The organism is Rahnella inusitata (genome assembly GCF_003263515.1).
Lineage (GTDB): Bacteria > Pseudomonadota > Gammaproteobacteria > Enterobacterales > Enterobacteriaceae > Rahnella > Rahnella inusitata.
Genome location: NZ_JYDE01000021.1, coordinates 45219 through 66271 on the forward strand (window position 1 = coordinate 45219; position 21053 = coordinate 66271).

General features: G+C 55.1%; 14 protein-coding genes. 7 read left to right on the forward strand and 7 right to left on the reverse strand.

The genetic code is table 11. The annotated features are described in order from the left end of the window. Positions 1-208 precede the first annotated feature (208 nt). The 5 genes from TU92_RS14040 to TU92_RS14060 all read right to left on the reverse strand — a co-directional run bounded on the left by TU92_RS14040 (position 209) and on the right by TU92_RS14060 (position 9238). Positions 209-2578, reverse strand: coding sequence for a virulence factor SrfC family protein (locus TU92_RS14040; RefSeq protein WP_112167845.1), 2370 nt, complete (start codon positions 2576-2578; stop codon positions 209-211). Next, positions 2575-5547: a virulence factor SrfB gene (locus tag TU92_RS14045; protein ID WP_112167846.1), complete on the reverse strand. Its 2973-nt coding sequence runs from the start codon at positions 5545-5547 to the stop codon at positions 2575-2577. The genes TU92_RS14040 and TU92_RS14045 overlap by 4 nt, the downstream gene beginning before the upstream one ends. A gap of 3 nt (positions 5548-5550) precedes the next feature. After that, positions 5551-6912, reverse strand: a complete 1362-nt coding sequence (locus TU92_RS14050; RefSeq protein WP_112167937.1) for an SrfA family protein — start codon at positions 6910-6912, stop codon at positions 5551-5553. Between the two features lie 205 nt (positions 6913-7117). Then, entirely contained in the window at positions 7118-7525 is a 408-nt protein-coding gene (locus TU92_RS14055) for a hypothetical protein (protein WP_112167847.1), read from the reverse strand. Between the two features lie 267 nt (positions 7526-7792). Then, complete coding sequence (locus TU92_RS14060) at positions 7793-9238, reverse strand: MFS transporter (RefSeq protein ID WP_112167848.1); 1446 nt, start codon at positions 9236-9238, stop codon at positions 7793-7795. Positions 9239-9539: 301 nt separating this feature from the next. On the opposite strand from TU92_RS14060, the gene TU92_RS14065 reads away from it, so the two are divergent. Beyond that, positions 9540-10460 (forward strand): DMT family transporter, encoded by a 921-nt coding sequence (locus TU92_RS14065; protein WP_112167849.1) that lies wholly within the window; start codon positions 9540-9542, stop codon positions 10458-10460. Positions 10461-10480: 20 nt separating this feature from the next. Here the strand turns inward: TU92_RS14065 and TU92_RS14070 are convergent, their stop codons facing one another. Further along, on the reverse strand, positions 10481-11728 hold the full coding sequence (locus TU92_RS14070) for an LVIVD repeat-containing protein (RefSeq protein ID WP_112167850.1): 1248 nt from the start codon (positions 11726-11728) through the stop codon (positions 10481-10483). A gap of 11 nt (positions 11729-11739) precedes the next feature. Then, on the reverse strand, positions 11740-12804 hold the full coding sequence (locus tag TU92_RS14075) for a sugar ABC transporter substrate-binding protein (protein WP_112167851.1): 1065 nt from the start codon (positions 12802-12804) through the stop codon (positions 11740-11742). Positions 12805-13024: 220 nt separating this feature from the next. Here TU92_RS14075 and TU92_RS14080 point away from each other — a divergent pair, with 220 nt between their 5' ends. The 6 genes from TU92_RS14080 (at position 13025) to TU92_RS14105 (ending at position 20872) form a co-directional block, all read left to right on the forward strand. Then, positions 13025-14107 (forward strand): oxidoreductase, encoded by a 1083-nt coding sequence (locus tag TU92_RS14080; RefSeq protein ID WP_112167852.1) that lies wholly within the window; start codon positions 13025-13027, stop codon positions 14105-14107. 169 nt (positions 14108-14276) lie between these two features. Beyond that, positions 14277-15260, forward strand: a complete 984-nt coding sequence (locus tag TU92_RS14085; protein WP_112167853.1) for a VirK/YbjX family protein — start codon at positions 14277-14279, stop codon at positions 15258-15260. Positions 15261-15666: 406 nt separating this feature from the next. Further along, complete coding sequence (locus tag TU92_RS14090; RefSeq protein WP_112167854.1) at positions 15667-17232, forward strand: MFS transporter; 1566 nt, start codon at positions 15667-15669, stop codon at positions 17230-17232. An 89-nt stretch (positions 17233-17321) separates the two neighbouring features. Then, on the forward strand, positions 17322-19490 hold the full coding sequence (locus TU92_RS14095) for a right-handed parallel beta-helix repeat-containing protein (RefSeq protein ID WP_112167855.1): 2169 nt from the start codon (positions 17322-17324) through the stop codon (positions 19488-19490). 75 nt (positions 19491-19565) lie between these two features. Then, positions 19566-20246: an oligogalacturonate-specific porin KdgM family protein gene (locus TU92_RS14100; protein WP_112167856.1), complete on the forward strand. Its 681-nt coding sequence runs from the start codon at positions 19566-19568 to the stop codon at positions 20244-20246. A gap of 380 nt (positions 20247-20626) precedes the next feature. Continuing rightward, the gene (locus TU92_RS14105; RefSeq protein WP_112167857.1) at positions 20627-20872 is read left to right on the forward strand and encodes a hypothetical protein; all 246 of its coding nucleotides are present in this window, start codon (positions 20627-20629) and stop codon (positions 20870-20872) included. The last annotated feature ends 181 nt before the right edge of the window (positions 20873-21053 follow it).

Here is a 21053-nt window from a genome sequence, read left to right on the forward strand (position 1 = left end):
TCTATCGGCCAAAGTTACAGAATATTGAGGTTTTTTTGTAGCCGTTTAGGCGATGTTATTGTCCGCTATTTTTGAGTCTGACGATGTCTGTACCCATTCAAAAATCACAGGGGAAACGCCTGGGAGATATCTGAAGTCGCTGCGCGGGAAGAGGGAACAAAAAAGCCGAAGTGTTCAACTCCGGCTTTTTCTTTGTAAGACTGAGGTCTTAAACTTTCAGATCCCGCAACATCTGCACCAGCCGTTCACGCTGCGCACCGGGGATTTCGCCACCGGCGGCGTAACCGGCGTTGCGCATGATGCTTTCCTGCAAACCGACCAGCCAGTCGTAGATGTAAAACGCCGTGGAATTGGTCGGTGTGGCAGAGAGTTTGGTCAGGCGCTGGGTGGATTTCCAGCTGGCGACGCTTTTCTGCGGTTTGGCAAAAATCTTATTACCCTTGTTGATGCGGCTTTCTGGTCGTTCGGCTTCGTTCTGTTTCTCAAAGCCCAGCCATGCCACGAAATCTCCCAGCACGGTCAGCGCACGGGATACCTGACGGTCGGCGTGATGTTCATGCTCACGCGTGCCCGCAGGAAGTGCGCCGCCAAGCGAACGGGCCAGCGATTCGCCCATTTCCAGTCGGAAGCTGGCGGTGATCAGCTCTTCCATCAGCAACTCGACAGTCGGTTTGGCGACGCCGAGCAGCGCAATCAGCGGTTCGTTTTCCGGCAGGCTGCGTAAGTGGTTGATCCAGTAACGTTGTACCTGACGCGCAAACGCCGTGCCGTCGTCGGGTTTTTCCTGCCAGACCTGGGTGTCCTGCTGTTCGGCAAACAGGTCGATATTGATACCGATGCCAAAACTTTCCACACCTGCGTCATCCTGCACGCGGGCGTCGTCCGGCTGGGCGGCCAGTTCGTGATAGATGCGGTGCAGCTCGTCGCGGCTCGGCAGCAGTTTTTCCAGCAGTTCACCGTGAACGCCGGTGCGCGTTTGCAGCGCTTTGATCACCGTCTGCACGGTACGCTGTTTCTGCGCCGGATCGGCAGTTTCGCCTTCCTGATACCAGCTGCCCAGCAAATTATCGCCAAGCTCGCGACGCAGTTCGTCACGCTGCTCGGCCAGACGGTTAATACGAATTTCCGGGCGAATTTCTGCCACCAGATAATCGGCCATGCGTTGTAAACCACGATCGTCCATGGCCAGCAGCGCGCCCCAGGCATCGCCCGGATTACCTACGTGGCGCTGCACGGCTTCGTCGTAATGCACGGATTCGGTCATACGGCGATCAAACGGCGTCAATACCCACACCAGACCCGGTTTGCGACGGCTGCGCACTTGCGTGTTCTCGCCGTGCATCTCTTTGACCCAGTGCTCCAGCGTCCGGCCCACGGCCACCACGTCCTCACGTTTATCGGCAGCGGTGCACACCATCAGCATGTTCATCTCATGGCGATCGGTATAACGCTCCGGTAAATAGGCGATCTTGGCGCGAAACAGCGGAGTGATGTCGTCTTCGCTATCGATTTCTTCATCAGCCGCGCCGTAGCCGGGTAAATCGAGTAAGTCGATGTCTTCAAACAGCGCTTCACGCGGGGGAGAAAGCAGGGGAATTTGAACTTCGGCGGCCAGCATCGTCAGCTCTTCAAGTGACAACGTCACTGGCGCAGCGCTTTGACCGTTAAATTCAGGACATACGGAAATTTCAATATCATAGGCCGGTGACTGGCTGAAAATGCCGTCAGCCGGTTGCATGGCGTCGTCAACCAGAACGCTCAGCGGCGCGAGAAGACTTTGTGCGCCACCCAGATGTTGCAGCGTGTGGGCGTAATGACGATACGCCGTGGTCAGCGCAGGCACGTTGTCCCACAAAAGAGAGAACAGGCGCGCGCGGTCGTCGATGTTCAGATAGGGTGCGAGCTTCACAGCCACCGGCCAGTAGTGCGCATTCAGATGACGGAAACGGCGGGCGTCGAGTCGAATCATGGAATCCCATAATCCCATCATCTCCTCACTACTGAATCCCGGCACCGGTAAAGGCTGACGATGCATCGCCAGTTTATTTAGATGCTCGGTGATCTGCTGGGTATCCGGCGCGTGATACAGCGCATCCGGCTGGAAGGCGCGAACCATAATGCGCGCCAGATCGGCTTCATTGAGCAGCAACACGCGCACCGGAAACGCCCGGTCTTTCAGCTCCGTCTTACGGGTGAAGCGGGTCGCAAGGCGTGCGGCGCGGTTACCGGGATTTATCTGCGTCAGGTAATCAAGGGTCACACCGCCGAGACGGGTTTCGAGACGGCCATAGTTACCGGCTGCCAGCGCACAAATCAGGTAGGATTTGCCCGCCTGTGAATGGCCGTAAAAGCCCAGCGTTTGCGTGAGTTTTGCAGCCTGCGTCAGGCGGCGCGCTTTATCGCGACAGCGCTGAAGTTGCAGATTCAGGCGGTCGGCTTCCAGATCCAGACGCGGTGCCTGCTCACGGGTCATTTCCACCCATTCCAGCGCATCGCCGATAGTGTCATCTATCTGCATAAACTGCTGTTCCAGCAGGACTGCATTCAGAGTTGCTGAGGTCGTGTTTGTTAAAGTCATGAGACGAATACGCTCCCACTGTCGATCCAGTAATGGCTCTCGCCCAGTGTGTTCAGCCGAAGTCGCAGGTGATGAGACGGCACTTTGGTGCCGTTATCCAGCACTGCGCTGGCGATGTCGAAATACTCCGGCGTCGGGTGATCTTCCCCTTTTTTTACCGCCAGTTTCACACGTAACACGCTGTCACCAGCCACTTTGCGCGCCAGTTCCGGCTCGGCAATTGACAGGGTGTACAGCGGCGACGCAGGCCAGCGTTCGTTTTCCAACTGGCGAAAGCCGAGGCAAATCGCGCCGCGTATGCGGAAGTTGGCTGCGCCGTCGAGTTTGTAATCATGCGCATCGAGATCGATATCGCTGTAACAGACGTTGTCATCGGTCAGCGCCTGATTGCCATCGAGCATGCCGAGATAGCGTACGGTGGAATACGGCTGGAAATCACCGGCTTTGAAGTAGAAACCTGGCAGACGCAGATCCAACGCCAGCAGGCACAACATCGCGCCGACGGCGGCGGTGGATTTCGGATTATCAATGCGCCCCATTTTGTTGAACGGATACCAGCCGCTGGTGTGATAGCCATCCAGCGACAACATGCGGTTGATCGGCAGCGGTTGCAGGTGGCGGAACAGCGCCTGAATGCCGGGGAAGCGCGAAGGGCGACCGGTCAGCAGCAGTACGTCGCAGTCATGCAACGAGACGACTTCGCACAGCGAACGCAGGTTTTGCGTGATGCTCATGCGGTTGGATAAAAACTCACTGTGCAGCTTGCTGAGTTTCAGTACCAGCGGCGCCTGCAGAATGTCGAACACCGGCGAACCGGCGGGCAGCGCGCGCTGGATCTCGCCGTGCAGATAATCGAGGACTTTCTGTGTCGGGCGCTGTTCCAGCAATTCACCGAACGGCGCGTCGATTTCCGCATGGGTATCGAGCGGATCGAAGCGTTCGTACACCTCCAGCACCGCGTGCGCCAGAGGAATGAAAATCTGTAAGGTGCTTTGCTGGCGCAGCGTCGCGTGACCGTCCATCCGGCCCTCGCTGCCGAACAGGCGCGTCATCAGGCCGTCAGGATTGGCCAGACCGGCTTTTTTCAGCGTGGCGTGCAGGGCAGGCAAAATGTAAAGCTGGATAACATCGAGCAGGATATCGTCACCCGCCACTTTAAAGCCTTCACGAAACAGCAGGCGTGGGGTGATTTTGACGTTATTGCCCATGCCGTCGTCGAGCCAGTATTGCGTGATGGCCAGATCGGTCGTGCCGCCGCCGATATCAATCGACGCGATACGCAGGGTTTTGCCAACAGGTTCATCGTCAGCCAGCTGGCGATCCGGGCGTGCCATGCTGGCAAAGAATTCGCCGGTATGGCCGCCGAAATTGACCTGCGTTTCGTTGTACAGGTACACCATTTGCCCGCAGGTGGCTTCGTCCCACTCCATCTGCACATCCGGCACCGGCATGCGGCTTTTGGCTTTATCAGACTGGGTTTTGAAACCGTCGTCCGACGGATGCCAGCCCATGGATTTCCACACCAGACCAATGGCTTCCTGCATCCGGCGGCGGAAAATCTCACGCTCCGGTTTCGGCATCGCCGAAGGCAAGGTCAGAATGATGTTGCGCAGCTGGCGCGGCGCAGAAGAGCGCAGCATTTTGGCGCGCTGGGCAGGGCTGTTGATTTGCATCAGCGCCTGCGCCAGCAGTTCGGACAGCATCAGCGTCATCACCGAGCTGCGGCTGTAGTGCGCGGAAAACACCGGCAGACGATCCTCCGGCGCGAGATCTGACAGCGGCTGTCCTTCGTCATTTATCAGAAACGTCAGCGGCATCGCGGCGGCGACCGGTTCCTGCACCGCGCCGTGACCGCCCTGACTGAAACGCCAGCCCGGCGTGTAGCTGTCTTCATCCCACAGGTAGCGACGCGGGCTGGAAAGGCCGGTGGATCCTTCCGTACCTTCGCGCAGTTGCGCAAGACGGCTGGCTTCGCGCCCGGCACGCAGAATCGACGGCCAGACAAAGGCATCATCACGGCCACTTTCCACGGAGAAATTCGGCTTGCCGAAACGCGCCTGCGAGAATTCCACGCGGCTTTCGAACAGTTCGTTATAGAGAAAATGCGGCTGGGAGAGATCGCGCAGTTGCAGCTCGCTGGTTTGTTTCAAACCATCGGTTTCGCCGACGTGGTCTTCCACCAGAATGCCGCAGGTGTGCGAGTTGCCGACGTCCAGAATCAAATCGACGTTGATCGACGGCTCCTGCAAGGTCGCGCCGTTGATCTTCAGCTCTGGAATGCCCAGCTGACTCCCGAGCATCCCAAGCACATTCAGGTAATGCGCCTGATATTCAAACTCACGCAGTGCCACTTTGATGTTGCGGACTTCGCGCAGCTCGCGGATTGCCGCCTGCTCGGTGAAGACTTCGCGCAGCCAGCCGTCCACCCAGGTCTGATCGAGAAAATCGAGCAGCTCTTCGTTATGCCACGCCAGCGCAAAGTTGATACCGTTTTTGACGTCGTCCGGCGTCGGTGCCAGCTGCGTTTGTTCGTCATCGCCTTCCGCCACACGGGTATCAAACGCGATCACCACGCGGTGCGTGCTTCCATCGGCTTCCGGCGCATCCAGCGCACGGATTTGCACCCGTGCCCAGTTGTCAGGCCCGGCCATAAACGTGCGCGGCGGGTTGAAGCGCAGAAACGGCAGCGGAAGCCAGATTTGATCAAGCAACTGTAAGGATTGCTCAAGCGAAAAACTGAACTCCGGGCGTACCACTTCAGGCGCCGCGCCGTCGAGCCCCGGCAGGAAATGGCGGCCGCTTTGCGCGTTGTAATCCAGCCGCAGCAGCGGACCGTTGGCGCTTTTGCGCACGAACTTCGCGGGCAGCGCGTCGTCCCAGACCGGTTTTAGCGCGAAATCGAGGAACTGGATCCCGCTGTCCTGAATCAGGGTAATCTTTTGTTTAAAATCAGTAATGGATGCCAGCATGGGTTATTTACCTTCGCGCTTTATCGTCATGGGATACACCGTGTCGCCGTTGTAGCGGCCCTGACACACGGCAGCGCCGGTCGCGCCCTGGGTACAGCTGATTTCCGGCATCTGATAGCGGGAACCGTCGCTGCATTTCGCGCGGTAACGGCTGTTGATCACCAGATTGCCCGACTGCATCAGCCCGGCATTGATCGCTGCGCGACAGGTAATTCCTGCGCCGTAGCTGATTTTCACCGTACCCTGACCTTCTTTAATTTGATAACGCAGCACCGGTGGCTTGCCAGTCACCGGATCTTTGATATCCACGATCACATTCCAGTTACCGTTGAGGAATTTCGTCGAGCCGATTTTCACGGCGTCCGGTGGCATGACCAGCGCGTTTTTGCTGACAGGTGCCGGTACGGGAGCCGGTTCTGCAACAACCGGATTTTTCTCGGCTTCGGCGACCGGTTCTGGCGAAGGCACGACCACGGCCGCAGGCGCAACCGGCAACGGAGCTGCTTTCGGGGCTTCCACCACCGGTGAGAGTGTTTCTGGTGTTTTGACTTCAGGCTCGGCTGCAATCGCTTTCGGTGCGATAACTTCCGGCTCCGGTTTCGGCAGAGCCTTCGCGACGACAGGCTGCGGCGCAGGTGTGCGCGAATACATCCAGGCAGCGGCAGAACCGGCTAACACCAGCGCGACCACCGGTAACGCCCACAGCAGCGGCGAGACTTTACGGCGAACGACGGCGGGTTTCGGTTCAGGGATGTCCTGCTCAGCGGCGCGGGCTTCGATGGTTTTCACCACGCGAACCGGCTCGGCTGGCGGTGTAACCGGCGTTTCCACCGGCACGGGTTCTGCGGTCATGGTGAACGCTGGCAGCGGTTCTTCGGCTTTCAGGGTCTCGCGCAGGCAGGCGAACGCATCGGTATTGCTGCTGTTATCCAGGCTGACAAAGCCCCAGAACGTCAGTACAGGCTGGCCGCCGACCAGATAGACATGATTTTGATCCGGGAAGCGAAAGGCTTTTTCGAGTAACGCGCCGAAAAACTGTAAGGCCGATTTTTCCGAGGCTTTGGCCGCGCTGCTAATTTGCGCGACGCCGTCGAGGCAGTTTTCCAGATGACGCAGTGCCGACGCACGCGCCGCATCCGTCGCCGCTGCCCAGGAAATCACTTTGCCTTCGCGGGGAGAGTACCAGTCGAGACGATCGCCCGATTCATTAAGTTGTGGAATAGCCAGACAATCGGCAATCGACGGTTGTTTACGCAGGCGTAAGGTTTCCCGTAATTGCAGGGCCGATGCATAAACCGGTTGCCCGTTTTCGCCCAGCGCAAGGATGTCGTTGAGACTGCCACTGCGTAAAAATGATTTTGCCACGCCTGAGTAACCCTTGTTGGTTTTGGTCTGCAAAAAGTGCACATAGAAAAGGTGCATGATGCGAGCATTCTGAGTGATTTAAGGGAAATCAAACGGCGGAATAAGCGGTTAAAAGGGTGGCTGTTTGTGGCGTGGGGAAGGGAATACAGGATGACGGAATCAATACCGTCATCCAGAGTTGGATCAGAAACGCCTGCGCGTCATATTAAAAATGAAAACTATCGTAGAGATGGCGTTCAATGTCGGTCAATTTATTACGATCATAATTGCCGAAAAATAGCGGACCACCGAGCGCATTTACCACGACGCCGCTGGCCGTGATTGCTGCAGATTTATAATCACCGGCTTTTATCGCACTCACGGTATCACGTGAGAAAACCCTGGCTTCTGAAAGGGATGCCGAGGTTTCAAAAAGTCTGCCTTCCGCAACTGCATTAATGTTTTGCGAAATACTCCGATAGGCTTGCTCAGAGATCCCCACGTTAGCTTCACGCAACATTCTATTAACACAGTAAACTGCCTGAGCGTAAATTGAGAACCGATTACTTTGCAGTATTTTTTGTTCCAGCTCGACTCTGCGCAGAAGTCCCTGACGTTGGTCACCGTATGGCATAATTATCCACTCCTTGTAGAATTATTTTAAATCAAATTCAAAACATTTATTGATGTTGAGGTAAATGACTCAACATCAATCCATGATAATCGCAGGAGAATTTACGCAGCGAAGAAAAATCAAAAAACGAGAAGGTACACACAATATTTATGATTATTAACTCATTGAAATATAGGATCATTTGCGCGAAGAATGAATCTTAGAGGTTTATATAACTCTAATCAATAATTCAACCTCAGTTCATATTAGGTTCATCCTTTACCCCTTTTAGTATTTACCCGACACGGTTGCCCCCGCATCCGGTTTTAATCGCAACATATCCAGCCAGCCAATCAACGTCAGCAGGGCGATCACCACAAACGCGATTTTAAAACTCATGCCTGGCACGGCCTGCCATTGCATATAATTCACCAGTTGCTCCCCGAGCCGCGTACCCAACGCGCCCACCGTAATACCCAGCCCCACTGAGAGTTGCAGGACCGTGCTGAACAAGGTGTTGGCGTCGGCCATCTGTTCTGCAGGAACGTCCGAGAAGGCCAGTGTGCTGATGCCGGTAAACTGCATCGAACGGCTCAGACCGCCGAGGAACAGCAACAGCATCACCAGCCAGTCCGGCGTGCCGGGGGTCAGGAAGGCGCAGAACAGCAGTGAGAACACGCTTAACAATCCATTTACCACCAGCACAGGCCGGAATCCAAAGCGCCGGATCAATGGCGTAGTCGCTGGCTTCATTGCCAGATTCCCGGCGAAGACCGCCAGCACCAGCAACCCGGCGTGGAACGGATCCATTCCGAAGCCGACCTGTAACATCAGCGGCAGCAAAAATGGCACGGCGCTGATGGTGACGCGAAACAGCGAACCGCCGCCCATGCTGACCCGAAAGGTCGGAATGACCAGCGATCCCAGATGCACCATCGGCGCAGAAGCGCGGTACAGGTGTCTTATCGCCAGCACGGAGACCACCACACCCAGCACCAGCAACAGCGTGGCCGTCACCCACAGAACGTGGTCCTGGCTTAACAACTCGAGACCTGTAACCAGCGACAGCATTGCTACGCCGGTCAGCACAAATCCCCGCTTATCAAAATGCTTTGGCTCCGCCGGACGTGCCTGCGGGAAAAGCCGCCACGCCAGGATCATCGCAATAATTCCCAGCGGAACGTTGATGTAGAAAATCCAGTGCCACGATGCGTAATGGGTGATAAATCCGCCCAGCGGCGGCCCGAGGATCGGTGCGACCAGCGCGGGCCAGGTGAGTGTGGCGATGGCTTTAATCAGCTGAGGTTTGGGCGTGGTTTTCAGCACGGTCAGACGCCCGACGGGCACCATCAGTGCGCCGCCGATCCCCTGAATAATGCGTAAAATGATAAATTCGCTGACGCTTGACGCCATCGCACAGAACAGGGAGGCCAGCGTGAACACGCCGAGCGCGAAGGTAAACACGTTACGCGCTCCGAACCGCTCCGCCGCCCAGCCGCTGGCTGGGATCAGCACCGCCAGTGTCAGCATGTAAGCACTCATCCCGGCATTAAGATCTACCGCCGAAACGCCAAACGACAACGCCATCTGCGGCAGCGCGGTGGCGATCACCGTGCCATCAATAAACTCCATAAAGAAAGCGGCGGCGACCAGTAAGGCAATAACGGAGATCCCTGAATGTGCGGCACTTTCCTTCGACGGATGTTCTGCGACATCCGGTTTACTCTGGCTCATGGTGTCTGTCCTGAAAAACAGCAAAATGAAAAGTTAGATGATAAGTAGTCAACCTATCACACACCTTTGGCCGGGTTATAGATCAGGGGAGGGGCAAAAAGAGCGGTTTGCCAAAATTGCCTCTCAGGACGCTGGACAGAGCTGCTCAGACTTTGGGGTTTTCCTGAATAACAAAGCAAGAAAAAGAGGGTTCTGAATCATCGGGTTTAACTACACTGATTTGCGGGATTGAGAACCGTGAATGCTGTCATCATGCCGTCAAAAAAATAATGCTTCAGCCAATGTTTAACAGGGGAACAGAATGAAAAGTGGTGATTATGGCCGTTTGTTATTGCTGGCGGCGATCTGGGGCGGCAGTTTTTTATTTATGCGCATCGCCGCACCGGCTTTCGGGGCGATTAATACGGCGTTTCTGCGGGTACTGTTCGGGTTTATCGGCCTGGCGGTGATCCTGACCGTGCTCAGAACGCCGCGTGATTATCAGCAAAAATTCGGCAGTTCGCTGCTGCTCGGGGTGATCAACTCCGGTCTGCCTTTTCTGATGTATTGTCTGGCGGCGCGCTGGTTACCCGCCGGATACTCGGCGATCCTTAACGCCACTACGCCACTGATGGGCGTGGTTATCGGCGGTCTGTTTTTCCAGGAAGCGGTGACGCTTAAAAAAGCGCTTGGCGTCCTGCTCGGGCTGCTGGGGATTACGCTGTTGACCACCACCGGCAGCGCCGGGTCGCTGACACATTTACTGGCGGGTGTGATCGCCTGTCTGGTGGCGACCGGGTGTTATGCGATTGCCGGATTTCTGACCCGCCGCTGGATAACCGAACGCGGCGGTCTGGATCCCAAACTGGTGGCGACCGGCAGCCAGCTTGGCGCGACACTGTTCCTGCTGCCGTTCTTCCTCTATACCTCGGCGACTGAAGCCCCGGTGATGTGGGCGCAACCGCTGATCTGGCTTTGCGTGCTGGCGGTGGGTTTCGTCTGTACGGCATGGGCGTACATTCTGTATTTCCGGCTGATAGCCGATATCGGCCCGCTGCGCACCATGACCGTCACGTTTCTCATTCCGCCGTTCGGTATTTTGTGGGGATATCTGCTGCTGAACGAAACGCTGTCGGAAGGATTTTTTGCCGGTGGGGTGCTGATCTGTCTGGCGGTATGGCTAGTGCTGAGTCCGGGGAGGAAAATAGTAAGGGAAAGCAAAATTGCGCCTGAAACAAAATAAACTCAGGCGCAGTCTCAGCGCTAACCCAGATACTCAATAATCGACAGACCGCCGTTGTAATCGGTGCTGTAGATAATGCCCTGTGCATCGACAAACACGTCGCAGGACTGGATCACCTGCGGGCGGCCAGGGCGTTTATCGACCATTCTTTCTGGCGCGGCGGGCACCAGCGCGCCGGTTTCTTTTGGCTGATACGGGTTGCTGATGTCGTAGGCTCGCACGCCTGCATTCTGGTAGGTGGCGAAAATCAGCGTTGAGCTGATGAAGCTGCCTGGCCGGTTTTCGTGCAGATTGTGCGGGCCGAAGTGCGCGCCTTTACTGACGTAATCCCGCTCATCCGGCTGCGGGAAGGTGGAAATACTCACCGGATTCGACGGCTCCCGCACGTCGAACAGCCAGATCAGCTTTTCGCCGTCTTCCTGATTGTCGAGCACTGCTTCGTCCAGCACTACCAGCAAATCCCGGTCCGGTAACGGCAGCGCGGTGTGCGTGCCGCCACCAAAAGGCGGGCTCCAGTTGCGGTGCGAAATCAGCTGCGGCGAGGTGCGGTCCTTGATATCCAGCAACGTCAGGCCACCGTCACGCCAGCTGGCGTAGGCGGTGTCACCGCTGATGATCGCGTGATGCAGCGCGTAGCGTTTGCCTTCCGGCCAGTCCGGCGTTTCGCCTCCTGCGGTATGCATGCCCGGCAGCCACCAGCGTCCGGCGACCTGCGGATTGCGCGGGTCGGCCAGATCAATGGTGAGGAAGATATAATCACTGTAACCGTCAATCAGCGCTGAAACATACGCCCAGCGCCCACCGACGTACCAGATGCGGTGAACGCCGATGCCTTCCAGCCCAAGGAATCCTATCTCCTTCGGGTGATCGGGCGTAGAAATATCGAAAATGCGCACCCCGGCGCTCCAGCCGCGCTGTTGTGAGCCTTGTACCGTCTCGCTGACCGAGCGGGTGTAATAGACCTTTTCATCGGCGAAACGTACGTCGGCGAACAAATCACGGGCGTTAATCACCAGCAGCAGATCATCGTGCGCCTGCAAATGCACGTTCCAGGTGCCCGGCGGGGCGGCGACGAAACCGGCAGGGCGCGGGTTTTTCGGATCGCGCACATCCACGATAGAAAACCCCTGCGACACCATATGGCCGATATACGCGTAGCCGCGATGAACCATAACCTGCACGCCGTCAGGTTTGCCGCCCTGATCGCTGTGGCCAATCAGCCGCATATTGCGGCTGTACTCCGGTTGGGGAAGAGAATGGGTTGTCATGGCGTGGCCTGTTATTTGTGTTTGGCTTCAAGCGTGGCGAACCACGGTGCGATAAAGTCATCGGATTTGCCCCAGCCAGGAATGACTTTAGCCAGTGAAGCCACGTTAACGGCATCCGGATTGCTGGCCAGCAGGGCTTGCGGGATGGCTGCCGCTTTGAATTCATAAGTAGCAGGCGTTTTCTCACCGGCAATTTTGTTAGCGACCAGACGCAGGTTTACTGCGCCGATAAGTTTCGGATCCACCGCCACGCTGACTTTCCATGGGCTTTGCGGCGCGCGCATCAGCGCCAGATCCTGATTGGAAATATCAATGCTGTAGAGTTTGATCTCAGTACGGCCATTCTCCTGCAAGGCTTTGTACGCGCCCTGACTGAAGGCGTCCCAGGTTCCCCAGATAGCGTCGATTTTGCCTTTCGGATACTTCGCGAGGATCGCGCCGACTTTATTCGCTGTATCGCCCTGCACATCCGAAGAGACCGCGCCGATAGATTCCAGTTCATGAATGCCCGGCTGATCCTGCAACAGTTTTTTGTACTGCGTCTGGCGGCGTTCCATCGGCGGGAAACCGGCGACCCATAATTTGACGATGTTGGCTTTGCCGTTGAAATCTTTCACCAGTTGGCCGAATGAGAGATCGGTCAGCGACGCGTCATCCTGCTGGGTGACGGTCACGCCGGGGATTTCACCGTTAACGGCGGTATCAAACACCGACACTGCGATGCCGCTGGCGGTGATGCGTTTAACCAGCTCGGTGGAATAAGGGTCACGTCCCTGAGACAAAATAATGCCGTCGTATTTCTGGCTGATGGCCTGATTCACGAAATCCTGAAACTTTGCATCGTCGCCGTTACTGAGGAAAGTGCTGACCTGAAAGCCCAGCTTGCGACCTTCTGAAATGGCACCGGAGATAAACTGCGTGGTGTTGTCATCCGAGCCCAGATTGCGGATCACCGCAATACGAATCGGCCCTTTATGATCGGCAATCGCTTTCGGCACGGCTGCTGAATCAGCAGCAAAAGACGGGAAGACGGAGAACAAACTTAACGCCAGCAGTGAGGTGGAGAGCAGTTTCATTTCTATTACCCTGTGTGGTTAATCATCATTAAAGCGGGAAGACAATTCATCTGAGCTTTTGAGCAAGCTTTTTTGTGGGTTAATGAATTGATTGCCCGAGTTTTGATGACGGCGTCACGCTTGGCAACGAACTAAAACGTATAAGTTAATGCCAAAGAGTATTAGCCATCCGGATGTCCGGGCGTAGGATGGTAACAGCTTCTATATTAAGGAATTCCCGATGAGTGATACTGATATCCGTGTGGTAACCGGCCCCGCCAACTATTTTTCTTTCCCAGGTGCGATTGACCGTCTGGGCGATTTTTACACGCCTGAGCAACTGGATAAGGCGTTGTGGATTTACGGTGAGCGGGCGTTAGTCGCCGCTAAGGATTATCTGCCGGAAGCGTTTACCGCCTCACAGGCAAAGCGTGTGCTGTTCAAGGCGCATTGCAGCGAAACCGAAGTGCAGCGCATTGCCGACATCGGCGGGCGCGATCGTCAGGTGGTGATCGGCATCGGTGGCGGCGCAGTGCTGGATACGGCGAAAGTGGTGGCGCGCCGTCTGGGATTACCGGTAGTGGCAGTGCCGACCATCGCGGCCACCTGCGCCGCGTGGACGCCGCTGTCGGTCTGGTACAACGATGAAGGGCAGGCGCTGCGTTACGAAATTTTCAACGACGCCAATCATCTGGTGCTGGTCGAGCCGCGCATTATTCTGGCCGCGCCGAAGGAATATCTGCTGGCCGGGATCGGCGACACGCTGGCGAAATGGTATGAAGCGGTGGTGCTCAGCCCGCAGCCGGAAACGCTGCCGCTGACCGTTCAGCTCGGTCTGAATACCGCGCTGACCATTCGCGACGTGCTGCTCAATCAAAGTGAAGACGCGTTGCAGGCGCAGGCGGATAAACAACTGACGCAGCCGTTCCTCAACGTGCTTGACGCGATTATCGCCGGTGGCGGTCTGGTCGGCGGACTGGGGGATCGCTATACGCGCATCGCCGCCGCGCACTCGGTGCATAACGGCCTGACGGCACTGCCGCAGACCGATGCCTTCCTGCATGGCACCAAAGTGGCGTACGGCATTCTGGTGCAAAGCGCGTTGCTCAATCAGCCGGAGGTCGTGAGACAGCTGACAGCGCTTTACCGCGTGCTGGATCTGCCAGTGAGCCTGGCGGAACTGAATGTCGATATTCACGACGAAAAGCAAATTGCGCGCCTCATTGAACGCACGCTACAGAAAGGGGAATCGATCCATCTGTTGCCGGGCAATCCAAACGCGGAACAGCTGCGTCTGGCGCTGGAATTTGTCGAAAATAAATGAAGTAAAACCGGCGCGCTGGTCAAAAAATCCGCCGTTTTGTCAGGATAATGTAAACGGCAGTTCAACAGGATCCATCCAGTCATGGACTGCCGTTTTCTTTAACAGAGCGTTGTAAAGTTGTTTAAAAATCGGGTGATACCGTGAATATTTCAGGCAGCGGAAATCATTCATGGAACACTCATCCCTTAACGACATCGAATCCCTCAGCGGCACCTCGTCTGCTGACACTTCCAACAGCCAAAAAGCCAGCGGATTCAGTTTGTTTATGGATTTGCTGAGCGGCGCGTGCGTGCCGGACAACCTCTGGCGTGACCGGATGTTCCGCGTGAAATACGCTGTCCGCACCTTATTGCACCCGCTGGATACGCTCAACGTCCTGAACAAAATGGCCGCCGAGCCGGTATGGCAGGAAGCGTTCACCGTGCAGACCAAACTGCCGAGCAAAATCCACAAACCTTATCTGCACCTCGGGCTGCCGTCCGCCGGCCGCGCCGGGGCACTTCTTGATCACTATGAGTTCGTCAGAAACCTGGAAAACGTGCAATTGCGCAACGCATTTCTGAGCGCAGATGGCCGCACCGTGAATCAGTTCAGCGGCAAAGATGGCGAAACCTTTAGCGTGGTGCTGGGATCAATTGGTAAATCCGAGCGTGAAGGCGAAGCCAATATGTTCCTGTATATGGAAGAGACACTGCTGGCAGCGCTGACGTTTAGCGTGGTGCAACGCCCGGAAGGGCTGACGATGATCGTTGGCGGATTCCAGGGTGCGCATCGCTCAACGCCGCATGAAGTGATTAAACAGGCGACTAAATCCTGCTACGGACTGTTTCCGAAACGTCTGCTGCTGGAAAGCCTGCAGCGCATCGCCGCGCAAACCGGCGTGCAGCGTATTCTGGCGGTCAGCGATACCGGCCATGTGTTCCGCAGCCTGCGTTACCGTCACCGCAAAAAAAACGTGTTTGTCGCCAGCTATAACGAATTCTGGGATTCCATCAGCGCGACCCCGTATTCTTCTGCGTTATATGACGTGCCGTTGACACTGCCGCGTAAAACCATGGAAGAGTTGCCGAGCAAAAAGCGTTCGGAATACCGTAAACGCTATACCTTGCTGGATGAATTAAACGAAAGTACAGCGTCATTACTGAAAGCCTGAACCGGCGTTTTTTGTGGTTCAACACGTCTGAGATTGACTCGCTGTAGCAAGCACCAGGGCCAGGGATTGGCCTTTCCTCCCGTTTTTGTCTGACTTGTATGGCAGGTCAGTGCACCTCTCTTTTCTCTCGCTCAGAATTTCGTGCATTTTAAGTCACGGTTTCGTAAAGCATTAGTACGGTAATAATTCAATTCTTAACTAATGGATTGTGAATAATCTCGTGAATTGTGTTTTTTTTATGAATGAGAATGTTACACGTATCGCAATTCCATCTGACAAGAATCCTCCCGCTGCGCTAAATGTGAGTTAATTCACATCTATTCATTCACTCCGCCTATATAAAACGCAATATCTATAAAAACGAAACACCGGTTCATAAATTCAAACTCTCTGGGCGGGAAACGCAATGAACGCAGAAAAACCGATTTTATTCAGGCATCAGCTGGCGTACGGCGGCGGCAATTTACTGGGCAGCGGTGCGCTGGCCATTGCCGGTATCTGGCTGCTCTATTTCTACACCACATTCTGTGGGCTGACGCTGTTACAGGCTTCGGCGATCTTTTCTGTCGCCAGCATCATTGATGCGATCAGCAACCCGCTGATGGGCTACCTTTCCGATAACTTCGGCAAAACCCGCCTCGGCAAACGTTTTGGCCGCCGCCGCTTCTTTATCCTGCTCGGCATTCCGCTGATGATGTTCTACCCTCTGCTGTGGGTGGAGGGCTTCGGCTTCTGGTATTACTTGTCCACTTACGTGGTGTTTGAACTGATTTACACCTCGGTGATGGTGCCGTACGAAACCCTCGCGACTGAAATGACCACCGACTTCTCCGCGCGCTCAAAGCTGACTGGCTACAAAGCGATTTTCGGTAAAGTGGCCAATTTCCTCGCCGCGTTTATTCCTGGTCAGTTCATTCTGATCTACGGAAAAGACTCCGCCGAACCGTTCTTCTTCACGGCGCTGACTTACGGCGTGATTTTATGCGTCGCGATTGGCATGCTCTATCTCTCTTCCTGGGAACGTCCGACAGAAGAAACCACGCCCGTTGATGAGAAGAAAATGACCCTGGGCAAAACCATGCTTACGCTGCTGCGTGACATGAAATCTACCTTCCATCTGCGCGTGTTCCGCAAACATCTGGGCATGTACCTGTGCGGATTCGGTGCGGAATGGCTGTTCGCCTCGGTCTTCACTTACTTCATCATTTTCGTTCTGCAATATGACCCGACAATGGTCGCCGGGCTCAGCAGTCTGAACTCGATTCTGCAACTGTTCTCCACCGCGATCTTCATCGGGATTTGCGTGAAACACGGTTTCAGCAAGCCTTACATTCTGGCGCTGGGCATCGTGGTGTTCTCGGTCGCCTGCTACAGCCTGCTGCATTTCCTGCATCTGCCGCAGCAGTACGCGACGGTTGCGATGCTGACCATCACCGTCATCTTCGGTATCGGTACCGGCGGCGTGTATTACATTCCGTGGACGGTTTACACCTTCCTGGCGGACATTGACGAAGCCTTCACTGGCCGTCGTCGTGAAGGCATCTATGCCGGTGCTATGACCTTCTCCGGCAAACTGATGCGCTCGGTCATCGTCTTCGTGATGGGCGCTATCCTCAGTTTCTACGGCTTCCAGTCCAAATCTCACACCCAGCCTGAAAGCGCCGTTACTGCCATTGCGATGGTGTTCTGTATCGGGGTGATTGCGCTGGCGCTGATGGCGATGGTGTTCAGTAATCAGATGAAGCTGAACCGCAAAACTCACCTGGTGGTACTGGGCGAAGTGGCGCGTATCAAAGCGGGCGGTGAAATCAGCCAGATCCAACCGGACGTACGTGCTGTCATGGAAAACCTGATTGGCTATCCGTACGAACAATGCTGGGGCAACAGTGAAGTCTGTCGCAAAATCTTCGATACGCCCGCCGTTGAGCTGACCGATCCTAAACCGATGGTGAGCACCACGCAGCACCCGTAATCCCTGAGCTTTACCTCACTCATGATGACTTAACCGACTGGCCGGGAAACCGGCCAGCGACGCCTTACGCATTCAGGATGAAAACGACTATGTGGGAACGACACCTGTTTATTGTCGCGCTGTCTCTCGGAGCAAGCGCACAGGGCATGGCCGCCGCATTGCCTGCCACCGGCAGTCTGGTCTGGCACAGCATCACCTTTGGCCAGTCGACAGACATAAATTTTGCGACCAACGTTTTGCCGGAAAAAATCGGCATGAATGAAACCCGGCTGGCGGACGGTAAAACGATCCCTGCCGCCGGAACGCCGCTGACTACGCCGTTTACCCTCGAAAGCCGCGGCGGAAAAGTGGGTAACAGCCACGATGGATTAACCTATTTCTACACGCGCTTACCGGCAGACGTGAATTTCCAGCTGGAAGCCGACATCACGCTCAATCAGTTTGGCCCGGAAAATGGCGCCAAACCGGCGGGCCAGGAAGGCGCGGGTTTACTGGTGCGCGATATTCTCGGTACGCCGCGCCAACCGGTGACCAAACCGGGTATCGAGGAATTACCTGCGGCGTCCAATATGCTCATGAACAGCGTGATGGCGACAGGCAATAATCCGCCGGTGGTTGCGCTGATCGCCAGACAGGGCGTGCAGCAGCCGTGGGGAAATACCGGCATCGGCATTATGCGCGCAAGTTATCACCCGCTGACCACGCCCGCGCATTTCTCCCTGCGCCTGACACGCACGGACACCGGATTTGATGTCGCGTATGCGCCTCAGGGCAGCGAACAGTGGACGACGAAAACCGTCGAAGGCGCTGACCGCATCACAATGCTCGATAAAACAGGTTATTACGTTGGTTTCTTCGCCTCGCGCAACGCCAGCATTACCGTCAATCACGCGAAGCTGACGCTCAGCGAAGCCCATACGCAGCCCTCCGCAGCCTACGTGACGCCGTCACTTAAGCCGCGCATTGAGGTGATGTCCTCGGCGGTGATCGCCCGCCGCGAGAGTGTTTTCCAGTTGCGCACCAACGGTGACGGGCAGTTGCAGATTGAACAGGGCGGCAAACCGCTGCTGCGCCAGCAAACCGTGCGCGGCGGCGAAGTGGTCGCCGTGCCTTTCCATGCCGAAAGCCCCGCGACGGCGCTGCGCGTAACCTTCACGCCACAGAACGGCCAGCCGCTGACGCAGGAATTTCCGGTCAGCATGGCGCTGGTGAGCAATCCGGATGAATTGTACGTCTCCGCGCAGGGCGTTGCGGGCAATGACGGCTCCCGCGCGCATCCGCTGGATTTCGCCAGCGCAGTCAATCTGCTGGCACCGGGCGGTACGCTTTTGCTGGAGGAGGGCGAATATCCGGCCAGCGTCATCCCGGCGACCGCCAGCGGCACGGACAAGGCGATGAAAAACCTCAAAACGCAGGGCGATAAGGTAGTGTTCAACGGCCTGAAACTCGACGCAAGCTACTGGAACGTGCAGGGCATTACTGTGACGAAGAAAAGTTTCCATATTGCCGGAAGTTACAATCATATCGACCGCGTTAAAGCACATCACGCCGACGATACCGGCATTTGGGTGGCTTCCCCGGACGGCATCGGTCGCGCATTGTGGGCGAGCCACAATCTGATCAGCAATTCAGAATCCTGGGGGAATCAGGATCCGGGGCGGAAAAACGCCGACGGCTTTGCGGTGAAAATGCGCGTCGGCGAGGGCAACCGTCTGGTGAACTGCTATTCCCACGACAACGTCGACGACGGTTTCGATCTGTTCAATAAAATTGAAGACGGCCCGAACGGCAGCGTCACTATCGAAAACAGTTTGTCGGTTCACAACGGCAGCAACGGTTTCAAACTCGGTGGCGAAGGATTACCGGTCGCGCACGTCGCCCGTCATAACATGGCGGTGGAAAACGGCATGGACGGCTTCACCGACAACTTCAATCCGGGCGCACTGGTGATTGAAAACAACCGCGCGCTGGACAACAAACGCTTCAACTTCCTGTTCCGCCCGTCGCCTTACACCACCGCCGACAAACAGGGCGTGTTCAAAGACAATTTCTCACTGCGTACCACGGCGGGCAGGTACGACGATGCGGTCAGCGGCAACGTTGATGACAGCAATTATTTTTACATCAGCCAGAAAAGCGTGAATAACGCCGGAAAAGAAATACAGCCGCAGGATTATCTCTCCCTGACATTGCCGGAGCCTGTCACGCGTAATCCTGACGGTACGTTTAATTATCAAGATTTTCTTAAAAAGAAATAAATGAAGTCAAAATAAGACTGAAGTCTTAAATACAAACATAAAAACACTACTCAATATCTCTGGGATTATTACAACATGAAAAATAACAGACTGCTGCTCTGCGGTCTGCTGCTGGCCAGCGCCGGTAGTCAGGCTGTCACTATTGATCTTCGCCATGAATGGCTGGACGACAGTAAGCAAAATAAAGACCGTGCGATGGTGTCACACCGCTTTGCCAACGGCTTTGGTTTCTCGCTGGAAGCGAAGTGGAAATCCGGTGGCGATAATCCGAATAAACCGTTTAATAATCTGATAGATAACGGCACAGAAAGCACCATCAGCTATCAGTATAAAGTGACGCCGGCGTTTTTCCTGCAACCCGGTTTTACGCTGGAATCGAGTTCGGATAACAGCATCTATAAGCCATTTTTAACCGCCGGATATACTTTCGACAGCGGCATCTATTTTAATGCCCGTTATCGTTATGAATATACCCGATATACCAAAGAGAATACCGAAGACCGAAAAACCAATCGTGGTGAAATCTGGCTGGGATATCGTCTTGCCGACTGGCGCTTCGAATATAACTACATTTATAAACACAGCGACCAGGTGTTATACGACAATGATAAATGGGATTACGAACAGGATTTAAAAGTCGCCTATAACATTAATAAACAATGGACGCCGTATGCCCAAATCGGCGATGTCTCGGTGCGTAAAACCACCGACGAACGCCAGACGCGGTTCCGTCTTGGCGTGCAATACAATTTCTGATAGTTAAACGTCAACACCTCTGACAGACACGCCGGTCGGTTCATGCTTACCGGCGTTATAAGGTTGTTTAAGTTCGTTTATATTTCCATGAAACCTCACTCAAATATAAACGAACGATTTTAAACTGCTTTTGCGGGTTGACAATAATATACAGTATGGGTAAATTGCACGAGCCGGAAGTTGCGGCCTTTATCCACTAATACATAAGAGACTAATGGACACAGTATTTAGTAACTCACCGGACGACGCTGACATAGCGCGCCGGAATATTAAACATGAAATCGATTGTGATCATTTCATCGTTTGGGTGTGCCTCGCCAGAGCCTGATGCTCTTGTGTTACCTCACCTCAACCTGAATGTCACGGTCCCGAGGTGTGTTATGAAGTTCAAATCTACCCTTTTTGCCGATGTCAAAGCGCTGACATCCACTTTGCGTGTCCGCCCGTCCCGCGACAGGACGCTGGCTGCGCGCAAGAAAGATTCCTCATCCCTTTTTTCTTCTAAAATCAACAGAATGAATCACTCTGTGACCACCTGGCGTGTCAGTCCTGTCACCGGCCAGCTGGAGCAGCGTTGTATCGTTTCTGACAGCGAAGAACCACAAAGTCGGTTTTCCCCCGCCTGATTCGGCCTGTGGCATTTTGCCGCGCTGAACCTCGTCTTTATTGACGCCTGACCGTCATCGTCTTTTTTATTATTGCCAATTTACCGGAATAATAAAGAGAGCGGCGAAGCCATGCTGAAATAAAAGACAAACAATCGATTTCACTCTGTTTTTATTTCTCTCTCTTTGAAAGTGAAATAAT

Bases quoted from the DNA above. Each gene is read 5' to 3' on its own strand.
- TU92_RS14040 (WP_112167845.1), bottom strand. From the start codon at position 2,578: ATGACTTTAACAAACACGACCTCAGCAACTCTGAATGCAGTCCTGCTG.
- TU92_RS14045 (WP_112167846.1), bottom strand. From the start codon at position 5,547: ATGCTGGCATCCATTACTGATTTTAAACAAAAGATTACCCTGATTCAG.
- TU92_RS14055 (WP_112167847.1), bottom strand. From the start codon at position 7,525: ATGCCATACGGTGACCAACGTCAGGGACTTCTGCGCAGAGTCGAGCTG.
- TU92_RS14060 (WP_112167848.1), bottom strand. From the start codon at position 9,238: ATGAGCCAGAGTAAACCGGATGTCGCAGAACATCCGTCGAAGGAAAGT.
- TU92_RS14065 (WP_112167849.1), top strand. From the start codon at position 9,540: ATGAAAAGTGGTGATTATGGCCGTTTGTTATTGCTGGCGGCGATCTGG.
- TU92_RS14070 (WP_112167850.1), bottom strand. From the start codon at position 11,728: ATGACAACCCATTCTCTTCCCCAACCGGAGTACAGCCGCAATATGCGG.
- TU92_RS14075 (WP_112167851.1), bottom strand. From the start codon at position 12,804: ATGAAACTGCTCTCCACCTCACTGCTGGCGTTAAGTTTGTTCTCCGTC.
- TU92_RS14080 (WP_112167852.1), top strand. From the start codon at position 13,025: ATGAGTGATACTGATATCCGTGTGGTAACCGGCCCCGCCAACTATTTT.
- TU92_RS14085 (WP_112167853.1), top strand. From the start codon at position 14,277: ATGGAACACTCATCCCTTAACGACATCGAATCCCTCAGCGGCACCTCG.
- TU92_RS14090 (WP_112167854.1), top strand. From the start codon at position 15,667: ATGAACGCAGAAAAACCGATTTTATTCAGGCATCAGCTGGCGTACGGC.
- TU92_RS14095 (WP_112167855.1), top strand. From the start codon at position 17,322: ATGTGGGAACGACACCTGTTTATTGTCGCGCTGTCTCTCGGAGCAAGC.
- TU92_RS14100 (WP_112167856.1), top strand. From the start codon at position 19,566: ATGAAAAATAACAGACTGCTGCTCTGCGGTCTGCTGCTGGCCAGCGCC.
- TU92_RS14105 (WP_112167857.1), top strand. From the start codon at position 20,627: ATGAAGTTCAAATCTACCCTTTTTGCCGATGTCAAAGCGCTGACATCC.